We start from the raw sequence: 23,092 nt of genomic DNA on the forward strand, positions 1-23,092 counted from the left end.
GCGGGGGCTCACTCAGCGAGTGGGCTTCTGGTAACGGACGCGCTGGTCGCGGGCCTGCTCCGCCAGCACCCTGAGGTAGGAGGAGGAGCTCCGCTGCTGCTTCTTTGCCTTGAGGATTCTCATGCAACTATTTTCATCCGCTACACATTGGAGGACAAGCGAGACTTTCTACGCTAAACCATTTAGGCTGGCTTACATGTTGGACTTGAACCGGCTCAAGGCCCTTCACGCAGTTCACGTCTACGGGTCGGTAGGAGCGGCGGCCGACGCGCTCATGGTGACCCCGTCCGCGGTCTCCCAGCAGATCGCCAAGCTGGAGCGGGAGACCGGGGCCAGGCTCATGGAGCGCAACGGCCGCGGCGTGCGGCTGACGGACGCGGCCGGGCTGCTGGCCGAGCACGCCGAGCGGATCCTCGCCCTGGTCGAGACCGCGGAGGCGGACTTCGAGGCGCTGCGCGGCGAGGTCGTCGGCCGCCTGAACATCTCCGCCTTCCCCACCGCCGCCCGCGGCCTCATGCCCGCCGCGATCGCCTCGCTCAGGACCCGCCACCCCGACCTGTGGGTGCAGCTCAACGAGCGCGAGCCCGAACGGGTGGTGCGCGAGGTGGCCAGGGGCGAGCTGGACCTGGGTGTGATCCAGGACTGGCTCAACAGGCCCGTGGCGCTGCCCGACGGCCTGTCCAAGGCCACGCTGCTCGACGACATCGCCGACGTGGCGGTGCCCGCGGACCACCCGCTGGCAGGCAGCAGGGAGCTGGAGCTGGCCGACCTGCACGGCGACCGGTGGATCAGCTCCTCACCGGGCGCCGTCTGCCACGACTGGCTGGTCTACACGCTGCGCAACGCCTCGCTGGAGCCGGTGATCGCCTGCATGGCCGACGAGTACCCGACCCAGCTGGCCCTGGTGGCGGCCGGGCTGGGCTGCGCGATCGTGCCCAGGCTGGGCCGGGACTGCGTGCCCGACGGCGTGCGCCTGATCCCGATCAGGCCGCGCCAGTCGCGCCGCATCTACGCGGTGTGGCGGACGGACGCGGCCCGCCGTCCCGCGATCAGGGCGATGGTGGAGGCGCTGATGGAGGCGAGCAGGAAGCAGGAGAACGCCTGGGCGGTCAACTGAGTGCGATGGCCACGACGCCGCCGAGGATCACGCTCGCCGCCAGCAGCCTGCGCGGCAGGTCGCCCTCGGCCAGCAGGCGGCCGCCGAGCACGACCGCGATCAGCACGCTGATCTCGCGCGCCGGCGCCACCACGCTCACCGGCGCCATCGTGAACGCGACCAGCACCAGCAGGTACGACACGAAGATCAGCACGGCGGCGCCCACGACCCGGTATCGATGCTCGCGCCAGACCCCCATGACCAGCTTCCGCCGCGTACCGAGCACGAAGGGCGTGAGCACGAGAGCGCGCCCGACCTCCCCGAGGTAGTTGAGCATCAAGGGCGCCACCGCGAACGCACTCACCACCTGCGAGTCCCACACCGTGTAACCCGCGATGAACACCCCCACGACCAGCCCGGGCGCCAGCCCCTTGAGGTCCACGCCGCCGCCCAGCATGAACACGCCGACCCCGACCAGCACGATCCCCGCCACACCCGCCGGCGACGGATGCTCGCCAAGGAACAACACCGCGACCAGACTGGCCAGCATCGGGCCCGTGCCGCGCGCGACGGGGTAGACGACCGACAGGTCGCCGGTGCCGTACCCGCGCTGGAGCAACACGAAGTAGCCGAGGTGGAGGGCCGTGCTGCCGCTGATCACGGCGATCTCGCTCCAGGTCGGACCCGAGCCCGTGACCAGCAGGAACCCGGCGAACAGCGGGCTCCAGACGACCGCGGCCGTGACGGCGACGAGCCAGAGGAAGACCAGGCCGTCGGCCTGGGAGGCCTTCTTGCTCAGCAGGTTCCAGGAGGCGTGGGCGACGGCGGCGACCAGGATGAGGACGAGTGCCCATGGACTCACTCGGCGGCTCCTTCCGGAGCCCGACTTTACCCCGAACGTGATCAGCCGCCCCGGCCCGGGCCCCCGCCACGTGACGCATCGGAGCGGCTAGGCTGTGCCACACCATGGCTGAAACCACCGTCGTCCACCTGCTGCGCCACGGTGAGGTGCACAACCCCGGAGGCATCCTCTACGGCCGGCTGCCCGGCTACCACCTGTCCGAGACAGGTCAGCTCATGGCCGAGACGGTCGCCAAGGCCGTCGGCGGCCGTGACATCGTCGCCCTTTACAGCTCGCCGCTCGAACGCGCCCTGGAGACCGCGGCCCCGCTCGCCGAGAAGCTCGGCCTCGACGTCGTACGCGACTCCCGCCTGATCGAGGCGGGCAACCTGCTCGAAGGCCGTCCAGTGGGCCAGGGCCTGGCGGTGCTGCGCAACCCGCGCAACTACCGCTATTTCTGGAACCCGCTGCGCCCGTCCTGGGGCGAGCCCTACCCGGCCATCGTGTTGCGCATGAAGTCGGTCATCGACGACGCCAGGGCGATGGCGCGCGGGCACGAGGCGGTGCTCGTCAGCCACCAGCTGCCGATCTGGGCGATCAGGAGCGCCGCGGAGGGCCGCAGGCTCTGGCACGACCCGCGGCGCAGGCAGTGCGCGCTGGCCAGCCTCACCACGCTCACCTTCGACGGTGATCGCCTGATCAGCATCGGCTACAGCGAGCCCGCCGGTTCGCTGCGGACGGGGCCCTCCGTCCCCGGGGCCTGATCCGCTCCCCGGTGTCCGGGGCGCCCGGTCCCGCCGGTAGAGTTGCAAGCTCTACCGGTTGTAGTACAAGGAGATCTTCCTCCGTGCGCGCCAAGTCCATCTCCCTCGTTCTCCTGGCTGTGCTGGTCGCGGGTTGCGCGGGCAACCAGAGCGGCCAGCCGCAGCCCGGCGACACCCGGTTCGTCGCGGGCGACGGGAAGATGCAGGTGTTCGACGCGGGCGAGCGCAAGCCCGCGCCCGCGATCGAGGGGCCGACCCTCGACGGGGCCACCGCCTCGCTGGCCGCGCACAAGGGCAAGGTCGTGGTGCTCAACTTCTGGGCGTCGTGGTGCGGCCCGTGCCGGGCGGAGGCGCCGGTGCTCAAGGAGGTCGCGGCCAAGACCAGGGGCAGCGGCGTGGAGTTCCTCGGCATTGACTTCAAGGACCGCCAGGCCGACGCGCTGGCCTTCGAACGCACCGAGCAGACCGGCTACCCCCACCTCTTCGACCAGCCCGGCAAGGTGGCGCTGGCCTTCCAGGGCACGGTGCCGCCCGCGGCCATCCCGTCCACGCTGATCATCGACGAGCAGGGCAGGATCGCGGCCAGGGCGCTGGGCGCGGTCAAATACACCGATCTGATGAACACGGTGACCAAGGTGCGCGATGAGTGACGTCGTCGCCTCGGGCTCGTTGCTGCTCGCGGTGCCGATCGCGGTGCTCGCCGGGGTGGTGTCGTTCCTGTCGCCGTGCGTGTTGCCGCTGGTGCCCGGCTACCTGTCCTACGTGACCGGCATGAGCGCCGACCCCAAGCGGGGGCGGCTGGTGCTCGGGACCGCGCTGTTCGTGGCCGGGTTCGGGCTGGTGTTCGTGCTCAGCGGGGCGCTGTTCGGCGGGCTCGGCTCCGTCATGCTGGGCAACGCCGAGATCATCACGCGGGTGCTCGGCGTGCTGACCATCCTGCTGGGGCTTGCGTTCCTGGGCGTCGTGCCCGGGCTGATGCGTGACGTGCGCATCCACAAGCTGCCGTCCGCGGGCCTGGCGGGGGCCCCGCTGCTCGGGGTGGTGTTCGGGCTGGGGTGGACGCCGTGCATCGGGCCCACGCTGGCCGTCGTGCTGGCGCTCGGGCTCAACGAGGGCAGCGCCGCCCGTGGTGCTCTCCTGGCCGTCGCGTACGCGCTGGGTCTCGGGTTGCCCTTCGTGGGCGCGGCGCTCGCGTACAGCAAGGCCCTGCGTACGTTCCGGGCCATCCGCCGGCACTCGCGGCTGATCACCAGGATCGGCGGCGGCATGATGGTGGCCGTCGGCGTGCTGCTCGTGACCGGGCTGTGGGGAGAGATGATCGCTGCCATGCAGGGTCTGATCGGCGCCTTCGAGCCGGTGATCTGATGAGCGTGCGGGAGCTGGCGAAGGAGCAGACGCCCAAGCAGGTCAGGCTCGGGCCGGTGGGTTGGCTGCGGTGGGGGTGGCGCACGCTCACCTCGATGAAGACGGCGCTGATCCTGCTGTTCCTGCTCGCGCTCGGCTCGGTGCCCGGCTCGCTGGTGCCGCAGCGCGGCGTCGACCCCGACAAGGTCGCGCGACTCTACGAGCAGAGCCCGGCCCTGGCCGCGTGGTACGACAGGTTCCAGCTCTTCGAGGTGTTCACCTCGACCTGGTTCGCGGCGGTCTACCTGCTGCTGTTCACCTCGCTGATCGGCTGCGTCATCCCGCGCGCCGCCACCTACGCGCGCGAGCTGCGCCGCAAGCCGCCCGCCGCGCCGAAGAACCTGTCCCGCCTGCCGCACTTCGCCTCGTTCGAGTCCGACCTGGGGGTTGAGAGGGCCGCGGCGCGGCTGCGCGGGCAGCGCTTCCGCGTCGTGACCGGCGACGGCTGGGTGTCGGCGGAGAAGGGCTACCTGCGCGAGACCGGCAACCTGTTCTTCCACGTCGCCCTGCTCGGCATCCTGCTCGCGGTCGGCTTCGGCTCCCTCTACGGCTACCGCGGCAACGTGCTGGTCGTGGAGGGCGACGGATTCGCCAACACGGTGGCCGCCTACGATCGGTTCATCCCCGGCAGCCAGGTCTCGGCCGAGTCGCTGGAGCCGTTCTCGTTCCAGCTGACCGACTTCAAGGTCTCCTACCAGGTCACAGGCGATAAGAAGGGGCAGGCGCTCGACTACTCGGCCTACCTGAAGGTCAACGACTCGCCCGGTGCCCCGGCCCGCGACTACGAGCTCAAGGTCAACTCGCCGCTCGAGGTCGACGGCACGCAGCTCTACCTGATCGGCAACGGCTACGCGCCCGTCTTCAAGGTCACCGACGGCAAGGGGCAGGTGGCCTACGAAGGGCCCGTGCCGTGCCTGATCGTGCAGAAGTCCACGCAGACCGCTGAATGCGCGGTCAAGGCACCGGACGCGCAGCCGTCCCAGCTGGGGTTCCTGCTGCGGTTCCTGCCCACCAGCGTGCCTCTCACCGACGGCACGTACACCTCGGCCTTCCCCGGTGCGCTCCAGCCCGAGGTGCAGCTTTTCGGCGCGTACGCGGGCGACCTGGGGATGCGGTCGGGCAAGCCGCAGTCGGTCTACGAGGTCGTGCCGTCCGAGCTGAAGGACAAGATCAAACCGGTGCTCATGGGCACGGCGGCGACCAAGCCGCTGGCGGTCGGGCAGTCGCTGGAGTTGCCCAACGGCGCGGGGAAGCTGGAGTTCACCGGGGTCAAGGAGTGGATCACGCTCCAGACGGCCTACGATCCGGGGCGCATGCCCGCCCTGGTATCCGCCGCCACGGCCGTCGTCGCCATCGCGCTCTCGCTCATGATCCGGCGCCGCCGGGTCTTCGTGCGGGTCAAGGGGGATGGCACGGTCGACGTGGGCGGCCTGACCCGCACAGAAGGCTCCGCGGCGGGCTTCGCCGAGGAGTTCGCCGATATCGTCAAGTTTCTATCAGCAGGAGAAAAGGATGTCCGCTGAGCAACTCGCAGGGCTGAGCGACCTTTTCGTGGTCGCGGCCGTCCTGCTCTACGTCTTCGCCATGGTCGCCTTCGCGATCGAGCTGGCCTTCGGCCGCGCTCGCCCGGACAGGTCCCAGGCCGGACAGGCCGTGGTGAAGGAGCCGGTCACCGTAGGAGCCGCCGTCGACGGCACCAGCGCGTCCGTGACGCTGCCCGGTGGCGACGGGGGTGCGGGCGAGAGGTCGCTCGCCGGAGCCGGCGGCGGTGACGCGGCGGCCGGGAAGCCTTCGGCGGGGGCCGCCAGGGCCGGGATGGTGGCCCTGGGGCTGGCCTGGCTGGGCTGGGCGGCCCACCTGGGCGCCATCGCCACCCGCGGCCTGGCCGTGGACCGGTGGCCGTGGGGCAACATGTACGAGTTCGTCGTCGCCATCTGCTTCGCCGCCGTGACCGCGTTCCTCGGCACCCAGCTCCGCCACAACGTGCGCTTCCTGGGCGCCTTCGTCATGGTCACCGCCGCGCTCGGCCTCGGGGTCGCCGTCAAGATCTTCTACACCGCCGCGGGACCCGTCGTGCCCGCCCTGAACTCGTACTGGATCGCCATCCACGTCACCGCCGCCATCATCGCCAGCGGACTGCTGACGCTGGCGGGCGTGACTGGAATCCTCTATCTGGTGCGCGGCGACGGCGTGTCACGCCTGCCCGCCCGCGCCGATCTCGAGCGGGTGGCCCACAGGGCGATCGTGTTCGCCTTCCCGCTGTGGACGTTCGCGGTCATCGCGGGTGCGCTCTGGGCGGACCGGGCGTGGGGCCGCTACTGGGGCTGGGACCCCAAGGAGGTCTGGTCCTTCATCACCTGGGTTGCCTACGCCGCCTACCTGCACGCCAGGGTGACGGCCGGTTGGCGGGGCCGGGCGGCGACGATCGTGCAGCTCGTGGCGTTCGGGTGCCTGATGTTCAACCTGGTCGGCGTCAACATCTTCATCAGTGGGCTGCACAGCTACGCCGACGTGAACTAGTTCATGTCGTCGCCGCGCATGCGGCGGTCGAGGTCGCGGAGGAAGTCGGCGTCGTCGTCCGGCCCTTTCGGCGTGCCCGGACCAGGGGGCACGGGCCACGCCGCGCGCGGCGCCCGCGGGCGCCCGCGCGCCATCCACACCAGGCCGCCGAGCAACGGGATGAGCACGACGATCAGGATCCACAGTGCTTTTGGTACGTTCCTAACCTCGTCTTCCGGCGTGGTGACGACGTCGAACAGTGAGAAGAGCCAGAAGGCCAGCAGCGCCAGGCCGATCAGAACACCTGCCATGCCCGAACTTTAAGCCATCCGCGACGTGATCGTGCTTCCCGATGTCCCATTTCGGGTGACTAGGGGAAGATCGGCGTCGTACGGTGGAACCCGATGCGACGGTGTCCACGGGGCTCCACGGGCGTTGAGAGGTGCAATGGCCTTTTCTTATGACAAGGGTCATAACGACAAAGGACGACATCGGCGCGGTCGCTGGTGGCGGCGCGGATCTTACCTCTTCTCGCGCCGCGGCGAGGCCCCTCCGGAGGCGGAGCGTTCCTTCTGGTCAAACGCTCGTGAGAGGCACCGGGAGGCCCGCGCAGGTGACAAGCCACACAATGGCGCGGAGCGCCGCCGCCGGCCCGGCACGGACCAGCTCGGCGGTCGGTCGGAGCGACATCCCTGGCCGGGCGCCGAGCAGCCCGAGCGGATGGCCTGGCCGGGCGGCGGGGAGCAGGCGCTGTTCGGCCCCGGCCGCCGTTCCCAGGACGCCTCCCGTGACGTCACGTGGGACGGCTTCGCGCTGCGCGGGCGGCCCGAGCGGCTGCCCGCCGCCGTGGTGGAGCGCCCCCGCTACACCTGGTACGACTTCGAGCTCGACGACAAGCCCCCCAGAGCCCAGCCCAACCGGCCCGACGTGCCGTCGATGGGCGACGGCCTGCGCCACTGCGGGAAGCTGGAGACGATCCTGCACCGCCAGTGGGACGCCAGGCAGGGCCCGCCGTCCGCGGACGTCGTACGCGCCGTGGAGAGCCTGGCCAGGCTGCCAGAGCGGCTAAGAGAGAAGCTCGCGGCCGGCCTCGAAGGCATCTACGTCGGCGGCGGCGGGGTGCCCGATCTGGACGACATGGGCTACTTACGCGGCGCCCCGCTTCCATCGGGCCGCGCGACCTGGGACATCTGCGCGGGAGCGTACGGGGACCGCAAGATCGTCGTGGGCGACCGCCCCTCGCCCACCCCGGACGTGATGATGCACGAGGTCGGCCACGCCATCGACGACATCGACTCGGCGTACGGCGACTGGGTGTCGGACTCGCCGGAGTTCATGAGCCTCTACGACAGGGCCAGGCCACTGCTGGCCTCGACCTTCCACCGCCAGGGAGGCGGCCTCGGCCGCAAGGAGTTCTTCGCCGACGCCTTCGCCGCCATCGCCGCCCGCCAGCGACCGGCCCTCGTGGACATGCTCGGGGGCGACACGCGGATGGCGCTCAACGTCATGCTGTTCTTCAACCGGCGCTACGGAATCTAGGTGATCCACCATGTACGTCATCCGGCTCGCTGACGGGACCCTGCGCGTGCCGCAGAGCCTGACCAGCGAAGACGGGCGTCTGATCGGCAACGCGTACGTGGAAGTGCAGCCTGGTGACCCCGACTACGAACAGTGGCTGCCGGAGTCGCTGACGGAGGAGGAGGCGGCCGAGCGCCGCCGGCGCTGGGAAGAGGAGAACGACGATCTGGAACGCGAGTTCCTGGCCTTCAAGGCGGAGCAGGAAGACGCCTGACACTCAGAAACGAGGTCCTGGGCAAACGGACAGGCGCCAGCCACGGTCGGCGGTTGGCGCCCTCCCATGCTTGCCGTACGAAAGTGTGGCCGGGAAGCACGCGAACAGTGGGTTCCGCCGGCGGTGATCCTGGCGTCGCAGGATCACCGTCTGCGCGGAACGTCAGACGCGCGGGGACTCACCTGCAGGCCTGTCGGCCGTCAGAACGTCCTCGCCTCGGAGAAGGGCGTGCACTTCCGATTCACGGAAACGCCGGTGCCCTCCGGGGGTGCGGATACTGCTGATGCGGCCTGCCGCAGCCCAGCGCGTAACCGTCTTTGGGTCTACCCGGAAGAGGGCGGCAACCTCTCCTGGGGTCAGCAGACGCTCGCTGCTACTCTCCACCAATCTCTCCCCCTCGCATCCCGCTTCCTGCCAGCGGGCGGACAGGTAACCAGTGTGTCGAGCGAAGCCTGATTTATCCGTGGTTTTCTACAAAGATCACGGGTTGTTATCAGCTGACTGCCCGATTGTTATATGATAGAGCCTCTTTGGGGCTCTCGTGGGTGTTTCTTTACGAAACTCCCTGACTGGGAACAGTAGCAGTGCTCGCGCCCGATGCGAAGAGCGCCCGCTACCCAGGCCCGAGTAACCTCGACCTGTGCGTCCAGTTCTCGTTTACACCGCGTCGCGGATCGGCCTGTTCCTCGTGGCCCTCGGTGTCCTGTGGCTGCTTGGCCTGCAAAACCCGCTGTGGCTGATCTTGGCTTCATTCTTGATCAGCGGCATAGCGAGCTACGTCCTGCTGTCCAGGCAGCGCGACGCGGTGAGCGAACGTCTCAGCGACAAGATCGACCGGCCGAAGCCGCAAGACGACTAGGGCAGAGGGAACATGCCAATCCGGGCATGGTACTCCCGTCCGAGTCTCGTCGTGTCACTACCGACAAGTAGTCCACTGCTGTTGGCCGAAAACGCCTTGACGCCGATGCCGCGCTCCCGCCCGGGATTCCAACTCAGGGCCTTTCCCGTACGCGGATGAATGGCGCCGATGCCGGGACGTGACACGGCTCCCGGACCAGGCGAGTCGCGGCCCTGCGGATTGTCCAGCCAGCGCTGGTGGCCGCCGACGTAGACCGCCGCCCCCGTCACCGAGACCGCGTAGAGCGAGTCGCCGCCGGTGCTGTTGACCCAGGTGGGCCTGATGCGGGAGCCCTTGGCGTACGTCTCGAACCTGGCGGCAGTGTCACACATCCCGCCCCTCGGGCCTCCCGTGGTGACGACCGCGAAATAGCGGCCGTCGGGGGAGAAGTCCAGGCCGCGCACGTACGAGGGGAAGGCGTCCATGCACCTGCGCGCGTACGCCTCCGTGCGCCAGGGGGCGACCCTGGCGGTGCGGCCGCTGACGTCGATCAGCCCGAGCTGGGGCCGGGAATGGCCGTCGAGCGTGGTGAACGTGCCGTCCACGGCGAGCCGGCCGCCGGAGAGGGCAAGCGCGTAGACCTTCACCGTGGACGTCAGCGGCGAGCCGGGCGTGATCGTGAAAGCCGGGTCGGGCGCGCCCGTGGCCGCGTCGAGCCTGGCCAGCGAGGTGCGCGGGCTGATGAAGTCGCCGCCGGCATAGAGCTGTGGGCCGTGCCTGGCCAGCGTGGTCACCATGCCGCCGCCGATGCGCGGCGCGAAGCCCGGCACGAGGGAGCCGTCGGCGAGGTTGAGCCTGGCCAGCGATCTGGAGCGCTGGTGGTTGATTCCGGCGAACTCGCCGCCGACGTAGACGGTGCCGCGGTCGCCCGCGGCCAGGCCATAGACGGGCCCGGCGACGCTCGGCGCGAAATCGGGCAGGACGCGGCCGGTGGCCAGGTCGTAGGCGAACAGGTTGGCCCGGCGATGGACGGTGGTGCGGGCGGCGTCGCTCACTTCGCTGAACGAACCGCCCACCACCACGGTGCCGCCGACGACGGCGATGGCGTTGACGATGCCGTCGAGGACATGCGGGGTGTCGTCGACCGGGTCGGCCGACACCACGCGTGGATGCGCGGCAGGGGCCGAGGCGATGATCGCCGCAAGGGCGACACGGGCAAGCATTCGCCAATTTCTAGCAGACGTTGGGTAGTCCTGTGGCTACTTTCCGTTGATTGTCCTGATAGCCATGGGTGCACACCCCGCTGGACGCGGCCCACCATAGGCTGTCGGCATGACGCGCGCTCAGTTGGACAAACAGCCGGACGAGGTCGCCGCGATGTTCGATCGCACCGCCCGGCGCTACGACCTGGTCAACGACGTGATCTCCCTCGGGCAGGTCAGGCTCTGGCGCAAGGCGGTGGCCGCCGCGGTGGACGCGGGACCTGGGGAGATCGTGCTTGACCTGGGCGCCGGCACCGGCACGTCCACCGACGCGTTCACCACGCTGGGCGCGCGGGCGATCGCGTCCGACTTCTCGCTGGGCATGCTGCGCACCGGGGTGCTGCGGCACGGCGGCAACGCGCTGACAGGCGACGGGGTGCCGTTCGTCGCGGGTGACGCGTTGCGGCTGCCGTTCGCCGACGGGGTGTTCGACGCGGTGACGATCTCGGTGGCGCTGCGCAACGTGCACGACACCGCGCAGGCGCTGCGGGAGATGTCGCGCGTGACGAGGCCGGGCGGCCGGCTGGTGATCCTGGAGTTCTCGCACGTCACGTTCGGCGCGTTCGATCTGATCTATCGCGAATATCTGATGAGGCTGCTGCCGAAGGTGGCCAAGGTGTTCGGGTCCAACGACGACTCCTACGAATACCTGGCCGAGTCGATCAGGGAGTGGCCCGACCAGCCGACGCTCGCCCGTGTCATTCAGAACGCCGGCTGGGAACGCGTCGCCTGGCGCAATCTCACGATGGGTATCGTCGCCATGCACAGAGGGTTCAAGCCCGCTTGACGCGATGTCAGGACGCTTGAAACCTCATTTCGGTTGGCCCATTTCCGCGGCAATTCCGGCCGTGTCGAGGCGAGGTCTCTTTCCGAAATCTATTGGGGCCGCCCAGCCGCCTCTCCCGGAGCGCTCGCTTGGGCGGCTGCTAGCGTGACGATCATGAGTGCGCGGCCACAGGCGACACGCCGTCCCCTTGGATCACAGAACAGCCCCCCGACTGCCACTATGTACTGCAAAAGCAGTAGACTGCGGGCCGACAAGTTTGTGAAGGGGTTCACAAAGGAACGAAGGCGCCACACCCCGAGGCCTTCGAAGGACAGGACAGTCCAGTGACGGTGCCAACAGGCAAGCAGGCAGACGCCGACGTCATCGTCGTCGGCGCCGGTCCCGCCGGTTCCGCAACCGCCTTTTACCTCGCTCAGGCCGGGCTCGACGTGCTGCTCCTGGAGAAGACCAGGTTCCCCCGCGAGAAGGTCTGCGGCGACGGCCTGACCCCGCGTGCGGTCAAGCAGTTGCTCAACATGGGCGTCGACGTCGACGCTCCCGGCTGGGTCAGGAACAAGGGTCTGCGCGTCGTGGGCGGCGGCCTCCGGTTCGAGCTGGACTGGCCGCAGCTCCAGCGCTTCCCCGACTTCGGGCTCGTACGCACCCGTCAGGACTTCGACCAGATCGTCGCGGCCAACGCGGTCAAGAACGGCGTACACCTCAAGGAGGGCGTCACCGTCACCGGGCCGGTGATCGACGACCGCAGCGGCCACATCGTCGGCGTGACCACCAAGGACGGCCGCGAGTACCGGAGCCGGGTGGTGGTGGCCGCCGACGGCAACAGCACCCGGCTGGCCCTGGGCATGGGCCTGCACAAGCGGGAAGACCGGCCGATGGGCGTGGCCGTGCGGACCTACTTCGAGAGTCCCCGCCACGACGACGACTACCTGGAGACGTGGCTGGAGCTGTGGGACGGCGACACGTTGCTGCCCGGTTACGGCTGGGTGTTCGGCGTCGGCGACGGCACCGCCAACGTGGGGCTCGGGCTGCTCAACACCAGCGCCCAGTTCAAGAACATCGACTACCGCGACCTGCTGCGCCGCTGGTGCAAGTCGATGCCGGCCGACTGGGGCTTCACCGAGGAGAACATGACGGCCCCCATCCGCGGCGCCGCGCTCCCGATGGCCTTCAACAGGCAGCCGCACTACACGCGCGGCCTGATGCTCGTGGGCGACTCCGGCGGGTCGATCAACCCGTTCAACGGCGAGGGCATCGCGTACGCCATGGAGACCGGCGAGATCGCCGCCGAGATCATCGCGAAGGGACTCAAGGACACCACTCCCGCGCAGCGCGAGCGGATCCTGCGGACCTATCCCCAGGTGCTGAAGGACGCCTACGGCGGTTATTTCACGCTCGGTAGGTTGTTCGTCGAGGCAATCGGGAAGCCGGGTGTGATGCGCTTCGGCACCAGGCACGGGCTCCCTCACCCGAGGCTGATGCGCTTCGCGCTCAAACTCCTTGGTAATCTCACCGACCGGCGAGGCGATGCGTCGGACATGATCATTAACGCACTCTCAAAGGTCGCGCCACCAGCATGAATCTCAGAACTATCAGATCCGGCTGCGCGCCCGCGCGCGTGGCGACTCCAGAGGAGGCGTAGCGATGGACCTTTACGTGCCCATCCTGGTGCTCGCCGTTCTCGCGGGGGGCTTCGCGATCTTCTCGGTCGCCATCGCTCCCTTCACCGGTCCCAAGCGCTGGAACCGCGCCAAGCTTGACGCCTACGAATGCGGCATCGAGCCGACGCCCCAGCCTGTCGGTGGTGGACGGTTCCCGCTCAAATACATGATCACCGCGATGCTCTTCATCGTGTTCGACATCGAGATCATCTTCCTTTACCCGTGGGCGGTCTCGTTCGCGCAGCAGACGAACGACGCGGGCCAGGCGATCTCCCCCGGCCTGGGGCTGTTCGGGCTCGTGGAGATGCTGCTGTTCATCGTCACCGTGCTCGTCGCGTACGCGTACGTGTGGCGCCGCAAGGGTCTGGACTGGGACTGAAAATGGGACTTGAAGAGAAACTCCCCAGCGGGTTCATCCTCAGCACGGTCGAGCAGGCCGCCGGATGGGCACGCAAGAACTCCGTGTGGCCGGCCACGTTCGGCCTCGCATGTTGCGCCATCGAGCTGATGGCCACCGGCGGCCCCCACTACGACCTGGCGCGCTTCGGTATGGAGCGCGCTTCGGCGTCTCCCCGCCAGGCCGACCTGATGATCGTCGCGGGCCGCGTCTCCCAGAAGATGGCCCCCGTGCTCCGGCAGATCTACGACCAGATGGCCGAGCCGAAGTGGGTCATCTCCATGGGCGTGTGCGCCTCCAGCGGGGGCATGTTCAACAACTACGCGATCGTGCAGGGCGTCGACCACGTCGTGCCCGTCGACATCTACCTGCCCGGCTGCCCGCCGCGGCCCGAGATGCTGATCGACTCGATCGTGAAGCTGCACGACAAGATCCAGAACATGAAGTTCGGCGCGCACCGCGCCAAGCAGATCGAGGACCTCGAGCTGCAGGCGCTGCGCACGCTGCCACTGATCGACCAGGGGGTTGCGAAGTGACTTCGCCCGACAACCTCCCCGGGAGCCCGGACAGCGGGCAAACCCCAGAGGTCCCGCTTCCCGCGGTGCCCGAGCCGCCGGTCGCCAGGCGCGGCATGTTCGGGACGCAGGACTCCGGCGACACCTCCGGCTACGGCGGCCTCGTCGTACGCCGGGCGCCGCAGCTCTCGACGCCCCGCCCGTACGGCGGCTACTTCGACGAGGTCGTCGACTCGCTCGGGCTCGACGAGGCCATCGACCGGGTGGTGGTGGAGCGCGGCGAGCTCACCCTGCACGTCAAGCGCGAGCGCCTGGTCGAGGTGTGCCAGAAGCTGCGCGACGACCCGGCCCTGAGGTTCGAGCTCTCGCTCGGCGTGTCCGGCGTCCACTACCCGCACCTGGCGGGCGAGGAGCTGCACGCGGTCATCCACCTGTGCTCGATGACCTACAACCGGCGCGTACGCGTCGAGGCCAGCGCGCCGGACTCCGATCCGCACATACCATCGACAGTCGGCGTTTACCCTGGTCACGACTGGCACGAGCGGGAGACGTACGACTTCTTCGGGATCGTCTTCGACGGCCACCCCGCGCTCACCCGGATCATGATGCCGGACGACTGGGACGGCCACCCGCAGCGCAAGGACTACCCGCTCGGCGGCATCCCCGTCGAATACCGGGGAGCCACCATCCCCGCGCCTGACCAGAGGAGGTCTTACTCGTGAGCACCGCTTATGACGAGGCGACCGAGGGCAAGGTCTACTCGGTCACCGGCGCCGACTGGGACGAGGTCGTCACCGGCGTGCGCGACTCGGAAGAGGAGCGCCTGGTCATCAACATGGGCCCGCAGCACCCGTCCACGCACGGCGTGCTCCGCCTGGTCCTGACGCTCGACGGCGAGACGGTCACCGAGGCGCGCACCGTCATCGGCTACCTGCACACCGGCATCGAGAAGAACATCGAATACCGGACGTGGACCCAGGGCACCACGTTCGTGACCCGGATGGACTACCTCTCGCCGATCTTCAACGAGACCGCCTACTGCATGGGCGTGGAGAAGCTGCTCGGCATCGAGGACCGCGTGCCCGACCGGGCGCAGGCCATCCGCGTGATGATGATGGAGCTCAACCGCATCGCCTCGCACCTGGTGGCGATGGGCACGTTCGGCATGGAGCTGGGCGCGACCACGCCGTTCCTGTTCGGCTACCGCGACCGCGAGCTGGTCATGGACCTGTTCGAGTACATCACCGGCCTGCGCATGAACCACGCTTACATCCGTCCTGGCGGCGTGAGCGTCGACCTGCCGGCGGGCGCGGTCGACAAGGTCGGCGAGTTCCTCAAGGAGATGCCCAAGCGGATCAAGGACATTCGCAAGCTCCTCGACGAGAACCCGGTCTACGTGCGCCGCACCAGGGACGTGGCCTACCTCGACCTGACCGGCTGCATGGCGCTAGGCGTCACCGGCCCGATCCTGCGCGCCGCCGGGCTGCCGTGGGACCTGCGCAAGACGCAGCCGTACTGCGGTTACGAGACCTACGAGTTCGAGGTGCCGACCGAGCGGGGCTGCGACGTCTACTCCCGCTACCTCGTGCGTATGCGCGAGATGGAGGAGTCTCTCAAGATCATCGAGCAGGCTCTGGACCGCATCGCGGGTCCGCTCAAGGGCGACCCGGTGATGATCGAGGACAAGAAGATCGGCTGGCCCGCGCAGCTCGCGCTCGGCCCCGACGGGTTCGGCAACTCGCCCGACCACATCGCCCACATCATGGGCACCTCGATGGAGGCGCTCATCCACCACTTCAAGCTGGTGACCGAGGGCTTCAGGGTGCCGGCCGGGCAGGCGTACGCCAGCATCGAGTCGCCCAAGGGCGAGCTCGGCGCGCACGTGGTCAGCGACGGCGGCACCCGCCCCTACCGCGTGCACTTCCGCGAGCCGTCCTTCTGCAACCTGCAGGGTTTCCCCGCGATGGCGGAGGGCGGCCAGGTCGCCGACGTGATCGCCGCGGTGGCTTCTATCGACCCCGTCATGGGAGGTGTGGACCGGTGACGTATTCGCCGGAAATCCGCGAGCGTCTTGAACGGGACGCCAAGGAGATCATCGGCCGCTATCCGAAGACGCGGTCCGCCCTGCTGCCGCTGCTGCACCTGGTGCAGTCGGAGGAGGGGTACGTCTCCGACGACGGCCAGGAGTTCTGCGCCGAGATGCTGGGCGTGAGCAAGGCCGAGGTCACGGGCGTGGTGACCTTCTACACGATGTACAAGCGCAAGCCCGTCGGCGACTACCACGTGGGCGTGTGCATCAACGCGTTGTGCGCGGTCATGGGCGGCGACCAGATCTGGGAGGAGTTGTCGGAGCACGCCGGCGTCGGCCACGACGAGGCGACTCCGGACGGCAAGGTCTCGCTGGAGCGCATCGAGTGCAACGCGGCCTGCGACTTCGCCCCCGTGATGATGGTCAACTGGGAGTTCTTCGACAACCAGACGCCCGAGTCGGCCAGGCAACTGGTCGACGACCTGCGTGACGGCAAGGACGTGCGGCCCACGCGCGGCCCGAAGAAGCTCTGCACCTTCAAGGAGGCCTCGCGCGTGCTCGCGGGCCTGCCCGACGACCTGGCGGGCGACGGCCCGTCGGCCGCCGGCCCCTCGCTGGAGGGCCTGAAGGTCGCCAAGGCCAACGGATGGAAGGCCCCCGAGGCATGAGCGTCACACTGACACCGGTCCTGACCGCGAACTGGGACCAGGCCAACTCCTTCACCCTCGACGGCTACGGCGAGTACAAGTCGGCGAAGAAGGCGCTGGGCATGGACCCCGACGCCGTCATCCAGGCCGTCAAGGACTCGGGCCTGCGCGGTCGCGGCGGCGCCGGCTTCCCGACCGGCATGAAGTGGGGGTTCATCCCGCAGGGCGACGGCAAGCCGCACTATCTCGTCGTCAACGCCGACGAGTCGGAGCCGGGCACCTGCAAGGACATTCCGCTGATGATGGCCAACCCGCACGCGCTGGTCGAGGGCATCATCATCACCTCGTACGCGATCCGGGCCAACCAGGCGTTCATCTACGTGCGCGGCGAGGTGCTGCACGTGGTGCGGCGGCTGCACGCGGCCGTGCGGGAGGCCTACGAGAAGGGTTATCTCGGCAACGACATCTTCGGCTCCGGCTACGACCTGGAACTGGTCGTGCACAGTGGCGCGGGCGCGTACATCTGCGGCGAGGAGACGGCGCTGCTCGACTCGCTGGAAGGCTTCAGAGGTCAACCGCGACTCAAGCCCCCGTTCCCCGCCGTGGCGGGTCTCTACGCCTCGCCCACTGTGGTGAACAACGTGGAGTCGATCGCCAGTGTTCCCTCGATCATCGGGAACGGCGCCGACTGGTTCGCCGGGATGGGCACCGAGAAGTCCAAGGGCTTCGGCATCTTCTCGCTGAGCGGCCATGTCACCAGGCCAGGCCAGTACGAAGCGCCGCTCGGCATCACGCTGAGCGAGCTGCTCGACATGGCGGGCGGCGTCCGCGCGGGCCACCGGATCAAGTTCTGGACCCCGGGCGGCTCGTCCACGCCGATCTTCACCGACGAGCACCTCGACGTGCCGCTCGACTTCGAGGCCGTCGGCGCCAAGGGCTCGATGCTCGGCACCCGCGCGCTGCAGATCTTTGACGAGACCACCTGCGTGGTCCGCACGGTGCTGCGCTGGACGGAGTTCTACGCCCACGAGTCGTGCGGCAAGTGCACGCCGTGCCGCGAGGGCACGTACTGGCTCAAGCAGGTGCTCAAGCGCCTGGAGAAGGGCCAGGGCAACGAAGAGGACCTGTCCACGATCACCGACATCGCGGACAACATCCTGGGCCGCTCGTTCTGCGCCCTGGGCGACGGCGCGACCAGCCCCATCCACTCCTCGGTGAAGTACTTCCGCGAGGAGTACCTCAAGCACTTCGAGATCGGCGGCTGCCCGTTCGACCCGAAGAAGTCCACTCTCTGGGGTGAGCAGTGACAGTCGTAGAAACCGAGACGAACCTGGTGACCCTGACCATCGACGGGTTCCAGGTCAGTGTCCCCAAGGGCACTTTGATCATCAGAGCCGCCGAGCTGCTGGGCATCCAGATCCCCAGGTTCTGCGACCACCCGCTGCTCGACCCGGCGGCCAACTGCCGCCAGTGCCTGGTCGACATCCCCGACGCGGGCAACGGCCGCGGTTTCCCCAAGCCGCAGCCGTCGTGCGCGATCGAGGTCGCGGAGAACATGGTCGTGCAGACCCAGCTCACCTCGCCGGTCGCCGAGAAGGCGCAGCGCTCGGCCATGGAGCTGCTGCTGCTGAACCACCCGCTGGACTGCCCGGTCTGTGACAAGGGCGGCGAGTGCCCGCTGCAGAACCAGGCCATGTCCAACGGCCAGGGCGAGTCCAGGTTCCAGGAGCAGAAGCGGACCTTCCCCAAGCCGCTGCCGCTGTCCACGCAGGTGCTGCTCGACCGCGAGCGCTGCGTGCAGTGCGCGCGCTGCATCCGCTTCTCCGACCAGATCGCCGGCGACCCGCTCATCGAGTTCTTCGAGCGGGGCGCCAAGGAGCAGGTGCGGGTCGCCGATGGCAAGCCGTTCAACTCCTACTTCTCCGGCAACACGGTGCAGATCTGCCCGGTCGGCGCGCTGACCGGCGCCGCCTACCGGTTCCGGGCCCGCCCGTTCGACCTGGTCTCCACGCCGAGCGCGTGCGAGCACTGCGCCTCCGGCTGCGCCCAGCGCACCGACCACCGGCGCGGCCGGGTTACCCGCCGCCTGGCGGGCAACGACCCGCAGGTCAACGAGGAGTGGAACTGCGACAAGGGCCGCTGGGCGTTCTCCTACGCCACGCAGCCCGACCGGCTCAAGACGCCGCTGGTCCGCAACGCGGAGGGCGTGCTCGTCCCCGCCTCGTGGCCGGAGGCGCTGACGGTGGCGGCCGAGGGCCTGGCCAAGGCCCGCGGCAAGGCCGGCGTGCTGGTCGGCGGCCGGGTCACGGTCGAGGACGCCTACGCCTACGCCAAGTTCGCCAGGATCGCCCTGGGCACCAACGACGTCGACTTCCGCGCCAGGCCGCACTCCGGCGAGGAGGCGCAGTTCCTGGCGCACGCGGTGGCCGGCAAGGGCATCGAGATCAGCTACGCCGACCTCGAGAACGCCCCCGCCGTGCTGCTCGTCGGGTTCGAGCCCGAGGAGGAGTCGCCGATCGTCTTCCTGCGCCTGCGCAAGGCGTGGATGAAGCAGGGCCTCAAGGTCAGCGCGATCGCCCCGTTCGCCGCTCCCGGGCTGGCCAAGATGGGCGGCACGCTCATCCGCACCGAGCCGGGCGCCGAGGCGGACGCGATCGGCGACCTGGTCGGCACCTTGGCCGAGGGCACGATCGTGCTCGCGGGCGAGCGGCTGGCCACCGTGCCCGGCGCCCTGTCCGCCCTCCTCCGCCTGGCCGCCGCCTCCGACGCCAGGATCGCCTGGGTGCCGCGCAGGGCCGGCGAGCGCGGCGCGGTCGAGGCGGGCGCGCTGCCCAACCTGCTGCCGATCGGCCGACCGGTCGACGACGAGACCGCCAGGGCCGAGGTCGCCAGGGCGTGGAACGTGGCCTCGCTGCCCGCCACGCTGGGCCGCGACACCGGGGCCATCCTCGAGGCGGCCCGCGCCGGCGAGCTGGACGCGCTGGTCGTGGCCGGTGTCGACCCCTACGACCTGGTGGACCCCGCGGCGGCGCTGGACTCGCTGGAGAACACGCCGTTCATCGTCAGCCTGGAGATCCGCGCCAGCGCCGTCACCGACCGCGCCGACGTGGTCCTGCCCGTCGCCGCCGTCCAGGAGAAGGGCGGCACGTTCGTGAACTGGGAGGGCCGGGGCCGCTCGTTCGAGGCGCCGCTCAAGGTGCCCGGGCTGCAGAGCGACCTGGTCGTGATCGGCAACCTGGCCGACCGGATGGACGTCCACCTGGGCCTGCCGGACGCCAAGGCCGCCCGGCGCGAGTTGTCCAGCCTGGGCGCCTGGCGCGGCAGCCGGGTCACCGCCCCGCACACCGCCACCCGCGCCCAGGTCGTCCCCTCGGCGGGCGAGGCGCTGCTGGCGACCTGGCACCTGCTGCTCGACGAGGGCAGGCTGCAGGACGGCGAGCCGTACCTGGCGGGCACCGCCCGCGCCGCCGAAGCGCTGATCTCCGGGGGCACGGCGGCCGAGCTCGGCGTCGCCGACGGCGACAAGCTCGTCGTGGGCGGTCCAGGCGCCGACACCGTGACCCTGCCCGTGCGCGTCGCCGACCTGCCGGACCGCGTGGTCTGGGTGCCGTCGAACTCGGGCGGCTGCTCGGTCACGCGCGACCTGCGCGCGGTGGCCGGCGACATCGTCACCATCGGGAGTGCCTCATGACCCACGTACTCGCGGCCGATCCGACCCTCGCCGACTTCGGCAAGGATCCGGTGTGGATCACCATCATCAAGGCCGTGATGTTGTTCGTCTTCCTGATGCTGGGCGTCCTGTTCGGCGTCTGGTACGAGCGCAAGCTCATCTCCAGGATGCAGAACCGCTACGGCCCCAACCGGGCCGGCAAGTTCGGCCTTCTGCAGTCCGTGGCCGACGGCCTGAAGATGGGGCTGAAGGAGGACCTCTTCCCGCGGACCGTGGACAAGCTGCTCTACCTGCTCGCGCCCCTCATCATGGTGGTCCCGGCGTTCCTGGCCTTCTCGATCGTGCCGTTCGCGCCGAAGGTCAACCTGTTCGGCGTGCAGACGCCGCTGCAGCTCGTGGACCTGCCGGTGGCCGTGCTGTTCATGCTGGCCATGGGCGCCGTGTCGGTCTACGGCGTGGTGCTGGCCGGGTGGTCGTCGCGCTCGCCGTACGCGCTGCTCGGCGGGTTGCGGTCGGCGGCGCAGGTGGTCTCGTACGAGATCGCCATGGGCCTGTCGTTCGTGGCCGTCTTCCTGTTCGCGGGGACGTTGTCCACCTCGGAGATCGTCGCGGCGCAGGCGCAGACCTGGTACGTGGTGCTGCTGATCCCGTCGTTCCTGATCTACGTGATCTGCATGTTCGGCGAGGCCGCGCGCATCCCGTTCGACCTGCCCGAGGGCGAGGGCGAGCTGGTCGGCGGCTTCCAGACCGAGTACTCCTCGTCGCTGAAGTTCGCCCTGATCATGATGGGCGAATACCTGCACACCTTCACCGCCGCCGGCATCGCGGTCACGCTGTTCCTCGGCGGCTGGCGCGCGCCGTGGCCGATCTCCCTGTGGGACGGCGCCAACACGGGCTGGTGGCCGGTGTTGTGGTTCTTCATCAAGTTCGTGCTGACCTTCAGCTTCGTGATCTGGGTGCGGGCCTCGCTGCCGCGGGTGCGCTACGACCAGCTCATGTCCCTGGGCTGGAAGGTGCTGATCCCGCTCAACCTGGCCTGGATCCTGCTCGTCGCCGCCGTGCGCAACGTGGTGGTCAACGAGGGCAACAGGATGCTCGGCGTCGTGGTCGGCGTGATCATCGTGGTCGGGGCACTGGCCATCTGGATGCGGTTCGACACCGTCAACCAGCGGCGCAAGGAAGCCAGGAAGGCACAGGTGGACGCCGAGTTCGAGGAACTGTCCAACGAGCCGGCGGCCGGCGGCTTCCCTGTGCCGCCGCTCGATCTGCCGCACTACCACGGGGTGCAGCACAAGGAGATTCCCAGTGGGACTAACTGATTGGCTGAACCCCGTCAAGGGCTTCGGGGTCACCTTCCACACGATGTTCAAGAAGCCCGTCACGGTGAACTACCCGGAGGAGAAGAGGCCGACCGCGCCTCGCTTCCACGGGCGCCACCAGCTCAACCGCTGGCCCGACGGGCTGGAGAAGTGTATTGGGTGCGAGTTGTGCGCCTGGGCGTGTCCGGCCGACGCGATCTACGTGGAGGGCGCGGACAACACCGACGAGGAACGCTTCTCGCCGGGCGAGCGCTTCGGGCGCACGTACCAGATCAACTACCTGCGGTGCATCCTGTGCGGCCTGTGCATCGAGGCGTGCCCGACTCGCGCGCTCACCATGACCAACGAGTACGAGCTCGCCGACACCAACCGTGAGAGCCTCATCTACACCAAGGAGATGCTCCTCGCACCCCTGACACAGGGCATGGAACAACCGCCGCACCCCATGCGGCTCGGTGAGACCGAAGAGGACTACTACCGGCTGGGGCGGACCAATGGGTGAGACCATCACATTCTGGGTGCTCGCCGTCGTGTCCGTCGGCGCCGCGCTCGGCATGGTCTTCAACCGGAAGGCCGTGTACTCCGCGCTGATGCTCGGCACCGTGATGCTCTGCCTGGCGGTCCTGTACGCGGTGCAGGACGCGCCCTTCCTGGCCGCGGTGCAGATCATCGTCTACACCGGCGCGATCATGATGTTGTTCCTGTTCGTGCTCATGCTGGTCGGCGTGGACTCCTCGGACTCCTTCGTGGAGACGCTGAAGGGCCAGCGCTTCTGGGCCGCCATCGCGGGCGTCGCCTTCCTGGTGCTGATCGTCCTGGCCGTGGGCAACTCGATGTTCGCCGCGCCCACCGGGCTGGCGGCGGCCACGGGGCAGGGCGGCTACATCCGCTCGATCGCGGAGCTGCTGTTCACCAGGTACGTGTTCGCGTTCGAGATCACCTCGGCGCTGCTGATCACGGCGGCGCTGGGCGCGATGGTGCTGGCGCACCGCGAGAAGCTGACCGAGAAGGCCACGCAGAAGGACCTGGCCCGCGCCAGGTTCCGCGGCGACCGCCCGTCGGCGCTGCCAGGGCCCGGCACCTACGCCAGGAACAACGCCATCGACATGCCGGCGCTGCTGCCCGACGGGTCGGTCGCGGAGTCCTCGGTCAACCGCTACATCGCGCGCTACGACGTCGAGCACGATCACCTGCCCGCGGATCCCAAACTCGCCGATGCCATCAAGCACACGGCCGAGGAGGACTCCGAAGAGAGCACCAACGAGGTGACGAAATGACTACGCATTACCTCGTACTGTCCGGCATCCTGTTCGCCATCGGCGCCATGGGCGTGCTGATCAGGCGTAACGCGATCGTGGTGTTCATGTGCGTGGAGCTCATGCTCAACGCCTGCAACCTCGCCTTCGTCGCCTTCTCCAGGCAGGTCGGCAACCTGGAAGGCCAGATCATCGCGTTCTTCGTGATGGTGGTGGCCGCGGCCGAGGTCGTGGTCGGCCTGGCCATCATCGTGACGATCTTCCGAACCCGCAGGTCCGCGTCGGTCGACGACGCCAACCTGCTGAAGTACTAAGAGG

The 23,092-nt window shown here is 68.9% G+C and carries 26 protein-coding genes; 22 read left to right on the plus strand and 4 right to left on the minus strand.

Annotated features, from left to right (window positions below; all coding sequences use genetic code 11):
• Positions 1-196 precede the first annotated feature (196 nt).
• Positions 197-1,117: a LysR family transcriptional regulator gene (locus ACFLIM_RS20300; RefSeq protein ID WP_393167599.1), complete on the plus strand. Its 921-nt coding sequence runs from the start codon at positions 197-199 to the stop codon at positions 1,115-1,117.
• Here the strand turns inward: ACFLIM_RS20300 and ACFLIM_RS20305 are convergent.
• Positions 1,110-1,958: an EamA family transporter gene (locus ACFLIM_RS20305; protein WP_393167601.1), complete on the minus strand. Its 849-nt coding sequence runs from the start codon at positions 1,956-1,958 to the stop codon at positions 1,110-1,112. The two genes, ACFLIM_RS20300 and ACFLIM_RS20305, sit on opposite strands and share 8 nt — an antisense overlap.
• A 104-nt stretch (positions 1,959-2,062) precedes the next feature.
• Here ACFLIM_RS20305 and ACFLIM_RS20310 point away from each other — a divergent pair, with 104 nt between their 5' ends.
• The 5 genes from ACFLIM_RS20310 (at position 2,063) to ccsB (ending at position 6,625) form a co-directional block, all read left to right on the plus strand.
• Entirely contained in the window at positions 2,063-2,701 is a 639-nt protein-coding gene (locus ACFLIM_RS20310; RefSeq protein WP_393167603.1) for a histidine phosphatase family protein, read from the plus strand.
• An 83-nt stretch (positions 2,702-2,784) separates the two neighbouring features.
• Complete coding sequence (locus tag ACFLIM_RS20315; protein ID WP_393167605.1) at positions 2,785-3,351, plus strand: TlpA family protein disulfide reductase; 567 nt, start codon at positions 2,785-2,787, stop codon at positions 3,349-3,351.
• On the plus strand, positions 3,344-4,066 hold the full coding sequence (locus ACFLIM_RS20320) for a cytochrome c biogenesis CcdA family protein (RefSeq protein WP_393167607.1): 723 nt from the start codon (positions 3,344-3,346) through the stop codon (positions 4,064-4,066). The genes ACFLIM_RS20315 and ACFLIM_RS20320 overlap by 8 nt, the downstream gene beginning before the upstream one ends.
• On the plus strand, positions 4,066-5,628 hold the full coding sequence (gene resB, locus ACFLIM_RS20325; RefSeq protein WP_393167609.1) for a cytochrome c biogenesis protein ResB: 1,563 nt from the start codon (positions 4,066-4,068) through the stop codon (positions 5,626-5,628). The genes ACFLIM_RS20320 and resB overlap by 1 nt, the downstream gene beginning before the upstream one ends.
• Positions 5,618-6,625, plus strand: a complete 1,008-nt coding sequence (ccsB, locus tag ACFLIM_RS20330) for a c-type cytochrome biogenesis protein CcsB (RefSeq protein ID WP_393167611.1) — start codon at positions 5,618-5,620, stop codon at positions 6,623-6,625. The genes resB and ccsB overlap by 11 nt, the downstream gene beginning before the upstream one ends.
• Here the strand turns inward: ccsB and ACFLIM_RS20335 are convergent.
• Entirely contained in the window at positions 6,622-6,915 is a 294-nt protein-coding gene (locus tag ACFLIM_RS20335) for a PLD nuclease N-terminal domain-containing protein (protein ID WP_393167613.1), read from the minus strand. The genes ccsB and ACFLIM_RS20335 overlap by 4 nt on opposite strands.
• Before the next feature lie 409 nt (positions 6,916-7,324).
• On the opposite strand from ACFLIM_RS20335, the gene ACFLIM_RS20340 reads away from it, so the two are divergent.
• Positions 7,325-8,143: a hypothetical protein gene (locus tag ACFLIM_RS20340; RefSeq protein ID WP_393167615.1), complete on the plus strand. Its 819-nt coding sequence runs from the start codon at positions 7,325-7,327 to the stop codon at positions 8,141-8,143.
• Between the two features lie 10 nt (positions 8,144-8,153).
• Positions 8,154-8,396, plus strand: coding sequence for a hypothetical protein (locus tag ACFLIM_RS20345; protein WP_393167617.1), 243 nt, complete (start codon positions 8,154-8,156; stop codon positions 8,394-8,396).
• Between the two features lie 162 nt (positions 8,397-8,558).
• Here ACFLIM_RS20345 and ACFLIM_RS20350 read toward each other — a convergent pair whose 3' ends face one another.
• Positions 8,559-8,780 (minus strand): BldC family transcriptional regulator, encoded by a 222-nt coding sequence (locus ACFLIM_RS20350; protein WP_026214226.1) that lies wholly within the window; start codon positions 8,778-8,780, stop codon positions 8,559-8,561.
• A 256-nt stretch (positions 8,781-9,036) separates the two neighbouring features.
• On the opposite strand from ACFLIM_RS20350, the gene ACFLIM_RS20355 reads away from it, so the two are divergent.
• Positions 9,037-9,255 (plus strand): DUF4229 domain-containing protein, encoded by a 219-nt coding sequence (locus ACFLIM_RS20355; protein ID WP_393167619.1) that lies wholly within the window; start codon positions 9,037-9,039, stop codon positions 9,253-9,255.
• On the opposite strand, the gene ACFLIM_RS20360 is transcribed toward ACFLIM_RS20355, so the two are convergent.
• The gene (locus tag ACFLIM_RS20360; protein WP_393167621.1) at positions 9,252-10,457 is read right to left on the minus strand and encodes a hypothetical protein; all 1,206 of its coding nucleotides are present in this window, start codon (positions 10,455-10,457) and stop codon (positions 9,252-9,254) included. The genes ACFLIM_RS20355 and ACFLIM_RS20360 overlap by 4 nt on opposite strands.
• A 109-nt stretch (positions 10,458-10,566) precedes the next feature.
• Here ACFLIM_RS20360 and ACFLIM_RS20365 point away from each other — a divergent pair, with 109 nt between their 5' ends.
• From ACFLIM_RS20365 to nuoK, 13 genes are all read left to right on the plus strand, one after another.
• Positions 10,567-11,283, plus strand: coding sequence for a demethylmenaquinone methyltransferase (locus ACFLIM_RS20365; RefSeq protein WP_393167623.1), 717 nt, complete (start codon positions 10,567-10,569; stop codon positions 11,281-11,283).
• Positions 11,284-11,606: 323 nt separating this feature from the next.
• Complete coding sequence (locus tag ACFLIM_RS20370) at positions 11,607-12,860, plus strand: geranylgeranyl reductase family protein (RefSeq protein ID WP_393167625.1); 1,254 nt, start codon at positions 11,607-11,609, stop codon at positions 12,858-12,860.
• 64 nt (positions 12,861-12,924) lie between these two features.
• The gene (locus ACFLIM_RS20375) at positions 12,925-13,320 is read left to right on the plus strand and encodes an NADH-quinone oxidoreductase subunit A (RefSeq protein ID WP_393167627.1); all 396 of its coding nucleotides are present in this window, start codon (positions 12,925-12,927) and stop codon (positions 13,318-13,320) included.
• A gap of 2 nt (positions 13,321-13,322) precedes the next feature.
• Positions 13,323-13,874: a NuoB/complex I 20 kDa subunit family protein gene (locus tag ACFLIM_RS20380; protein ID WP_393167629.1), complete on the plus strand. Its 552-nt coding sequence runs from the start codon at positions 13,323-13,325 to the stop codon at positions 13,872-13,874.
• Positions 13,871-14,575 (plus strand): NADH-quinone oxidoreductase subunit C, encoded by a 705-nt coding sequence (locus ACFLIM_RS20385; protein ID WP_393167631.1) that lies wholly within the window; start codon positions 13,871-13,873, stop codon positions 14,573-14,575. The genes ACFLIM_RS20380 and ACFLIM_RS20385 overlap by 4 nt, the downstream gene beginning before the upstream one ends.
• The gene (locus ACFLIM_RS20390) at positions 14,572-15,897 is read left to right on the plus strand and encodes an NADH-quinone oxidoreductase subunit D (protein ID WP_393167633.1); all 1,326 of its coding nucleotides are present in this window, start codon (positions 14,572-14,574) and stop codon (positions 15,895-15,897) included. The genes ACFLIM_RS20385 and ACFLIM_RS20390 overlap by 4 nt, the downstream gene beginning before the upstream one ends.
• Positions 15,894-16,550, plus strand: a complete 657-nt coding sequence (gene nuoE, locus ACFLIM_RS20395) for an NADH-quinone oxidoreductase subunit NuoE (RefSeq protein WP_393167635.1) — start codon at positions 15,894-15,896, stop codon at positions 16,548-16,550. The genes ACFLIM_RS20390 and nuoE overlap by 4 nt, the downstream gene beginning before the upstream one ends.
• Entirely contained in the window at positions 16,547-17,836 is a 1,290-nt protein-coding gene (nuoF, locus tag ACFLIM_RS20400; RefSeq protein WP_393167637.1) for an NADH-quinone oxidoreductase subunit NuoF, read from the plus strand. The genes nuoE and nuoF overlap by 4 nt, the downstream gene beginning before the upstream one ends.
• Complete coding sequence (locus ACFLIM_RS20405; protein ID WP_393167639.1) at positions 17,833-20,220, plus strand: NADH-quinone oxidoreductase subunit G; 2,388 nt, start codon at positions 17,833-17,835, stop codon at positions 20,218-20,220. The genes nuoF and ACFLIM_RS20405 overlap by 4 nt, the downstream gene beginning before the upstream one ends.
• Positions 20,217-21,518 carry an NADH-quinone oxidoreductase subunit NuoH gene (nuoH, locus tag ACFLIM_RS20410; RefSeq protein WP_393167641.1) on the plus strand — a complete coding sequence of 434 codons (1,302 nt, stop codon included), beginning with the start codon at positions 20,217-20,219 and terminating at the stop codon, positions 21,516-21,518. Before ACFLIM_RS20405 ends, nuoH begins: the two co-directional genes overlap by 4 nt.
• Positions 21,505-22,020, plus strand: coding sequence for an NADH-quinone oxidoreductase subunit NuoI (gene nuoI, locus ACFLIM_RS20415; protein ID WP_393167642.1), 516 nt, complete (start codon positions 21,505-21,507; stop codon positions 22,018-22,020). The genes nuoH and nuoI overlap by 14 nt, the downstream gene beginning before the upstream one ends.
• Complete coding sequence (locus ACFLIM_RS20420; protein ID WP_393167644.1) at positions 22,013-22,795, plus strand: NADH-quinone oxidoreductase subunit J; 783 nt, start codon at positions 22,013-22,015, stop codon at positions 22,793-22,795. Before nuoI ends, ACFLIM_RS20420 begins: the two co-directional genes overlap by 8 nt.
• Positions 22,792-23,088, plus strand: a complete 297-nt coding sequence (nuoK, locus tag ACFLIM_RS20425; protein WP_393167646.1) for an NADH-quinone oxidoreductase subunit NuoK — start codon at positions 22,792-22,794, stop codon at positions 23,086-23,088. Before ACFLIM_RS20420 ends, nuoK begins: the two co-directional genes overlap by 4 nt.
• Positions 23,089-23,092 lie beyond the last annotated feature (4 nt).

It is taken from the genome of Nonomuraea marmarensis, from assembly GCF_043197025.1.
Taxonomy (GTDB): Bacteria; Actinomycetota; Actinomycetes; order Streptosporangiales; family Streptosporangiaceae; genus Nonomuraea; species Nonomuraea marmarensis.

What these genes read in the sequence shown, in the direction of transcription:
- ACFLIM_RS20380 (WP_393167629.1), top strand. Translation starts at nt 13,323, where the DNA reads ATGGGACTTGAAGAGAAACTCCCCAGCGGGTTCATCCTCAGCACGGTC.
- ACFLIM_RS20345 (WP_393167617.1), top strand. Translation starts at nt 8,154, where the DNA reads ATGTACGTCATCCGGCTCGCTGACGGGACCCTGCGCGTGCCGCAGAGC.
- resB (WP_393167609.1), top strand. Translation starts at nt 4,066, where the DNA reads ATGAGCGTGCGGGAGCTGGCGAAGGAGCAGACGCCCAAGCAGGTCAGG.
- ACFLIM_RS20300 (WP_393167599.1), top strand. Translation starts at nt 197, where the DNA reads ATGTTGGACTTGAACCGGCTCAAGGCCCTTCACGCAGTTCACGTCTAC.
- ACFLIM_RS20420 (WP_393167644.1), top strand. Translation starts at nt 22,013, where the DNA reads ATGGGTGAGACCATCACATTCTGGGTGCTCGCCGTCGTGTCCGTCGGC.
- ACFLIM_RS20320 (WP_393167607.1), top strand. Translation starts at nt 3,344, where the DNA reads ATGAGTGACGTCGTCGCCTCGGGCTCGTTGCTGCTCGCGGTGCCGATC.
- ACFLIM_RS20365 (WP_393167623.1), top strand. Translation starts at nt 10,567, where the DNA reads ATGACGCGCGCTCAGTTGGACAAACAGCCGGACGAGGTCGCCGCGATG.
- nuoK (WP_393167646.1), top strand. Translation starts at nt 22,792, where the DNA reads ATGACTACGCATTACCTCGTACTGTCCGGCATCCTGTTCGCCATCGGC.
- ccsB (WP_393167611.1), top strand. Translation starts at nt 5,618, where the DNA reads ATGTCCGCTGAGCAACTCGCAGGGCTGAGCGACCTTTTCGTGGTCGCG.
- ACFLIM_RS20335 (WP_393167613.1), bottom strand. Translation starts at nt 6,915, where the DNA reads ATGGCAGGTGTTCTGATCGGCCTGGCGCTGCTGGCCTTCTGGCTCTTC.
- nuoF (WP_393167637.1), top strand. Translation starts at nt 16,547, where the DNA reads ATGAGCGTCACACTGACACCGGTCCTGACCGCGAACTGGGACCAGGCC.
- ACFLIM_RS20340 (WP_393167615.1), top strand. Translation starts at nt 7,325, where the DNA reads ATGGCCTGGCCGGGCGGCGGGGAGCAGGCGCTGTTCGGCCCCGGCCGC.
- ACFLIM_RS20375 (WP_393167627.1), top strand. Translation starts at nt 12,925, where the DNA reads ATGGACCTTTACGTGCCCATCCTGGTGCTCGCCGTTCTCGCGGGGGGC.
- ACFLIM_RS20360 (WP_393167621.1), bottom strand. Translation starts at nt 10,457, where the DNA reads ATGCTTGCCCGTGTCGCCCTTGCGGCGATCATCGCCTCGGCCCCTGCC.
- ACFLIM_RS20310 (WP_393167603.1), top strand. Translation starts at nt 2,063, where the DNA reads ATGGCTGAAACCACCGTCGTCCACCTGCTGCGCCACGGTGAGGTGCAC.
- nuoH (WP_393167641.1), top strand. Translation starts at nt 20,217, where the DNA reads ATGACCCACGTACTCGCGGCCGATCCGACCCTCGCCGACTTCGGCAAG.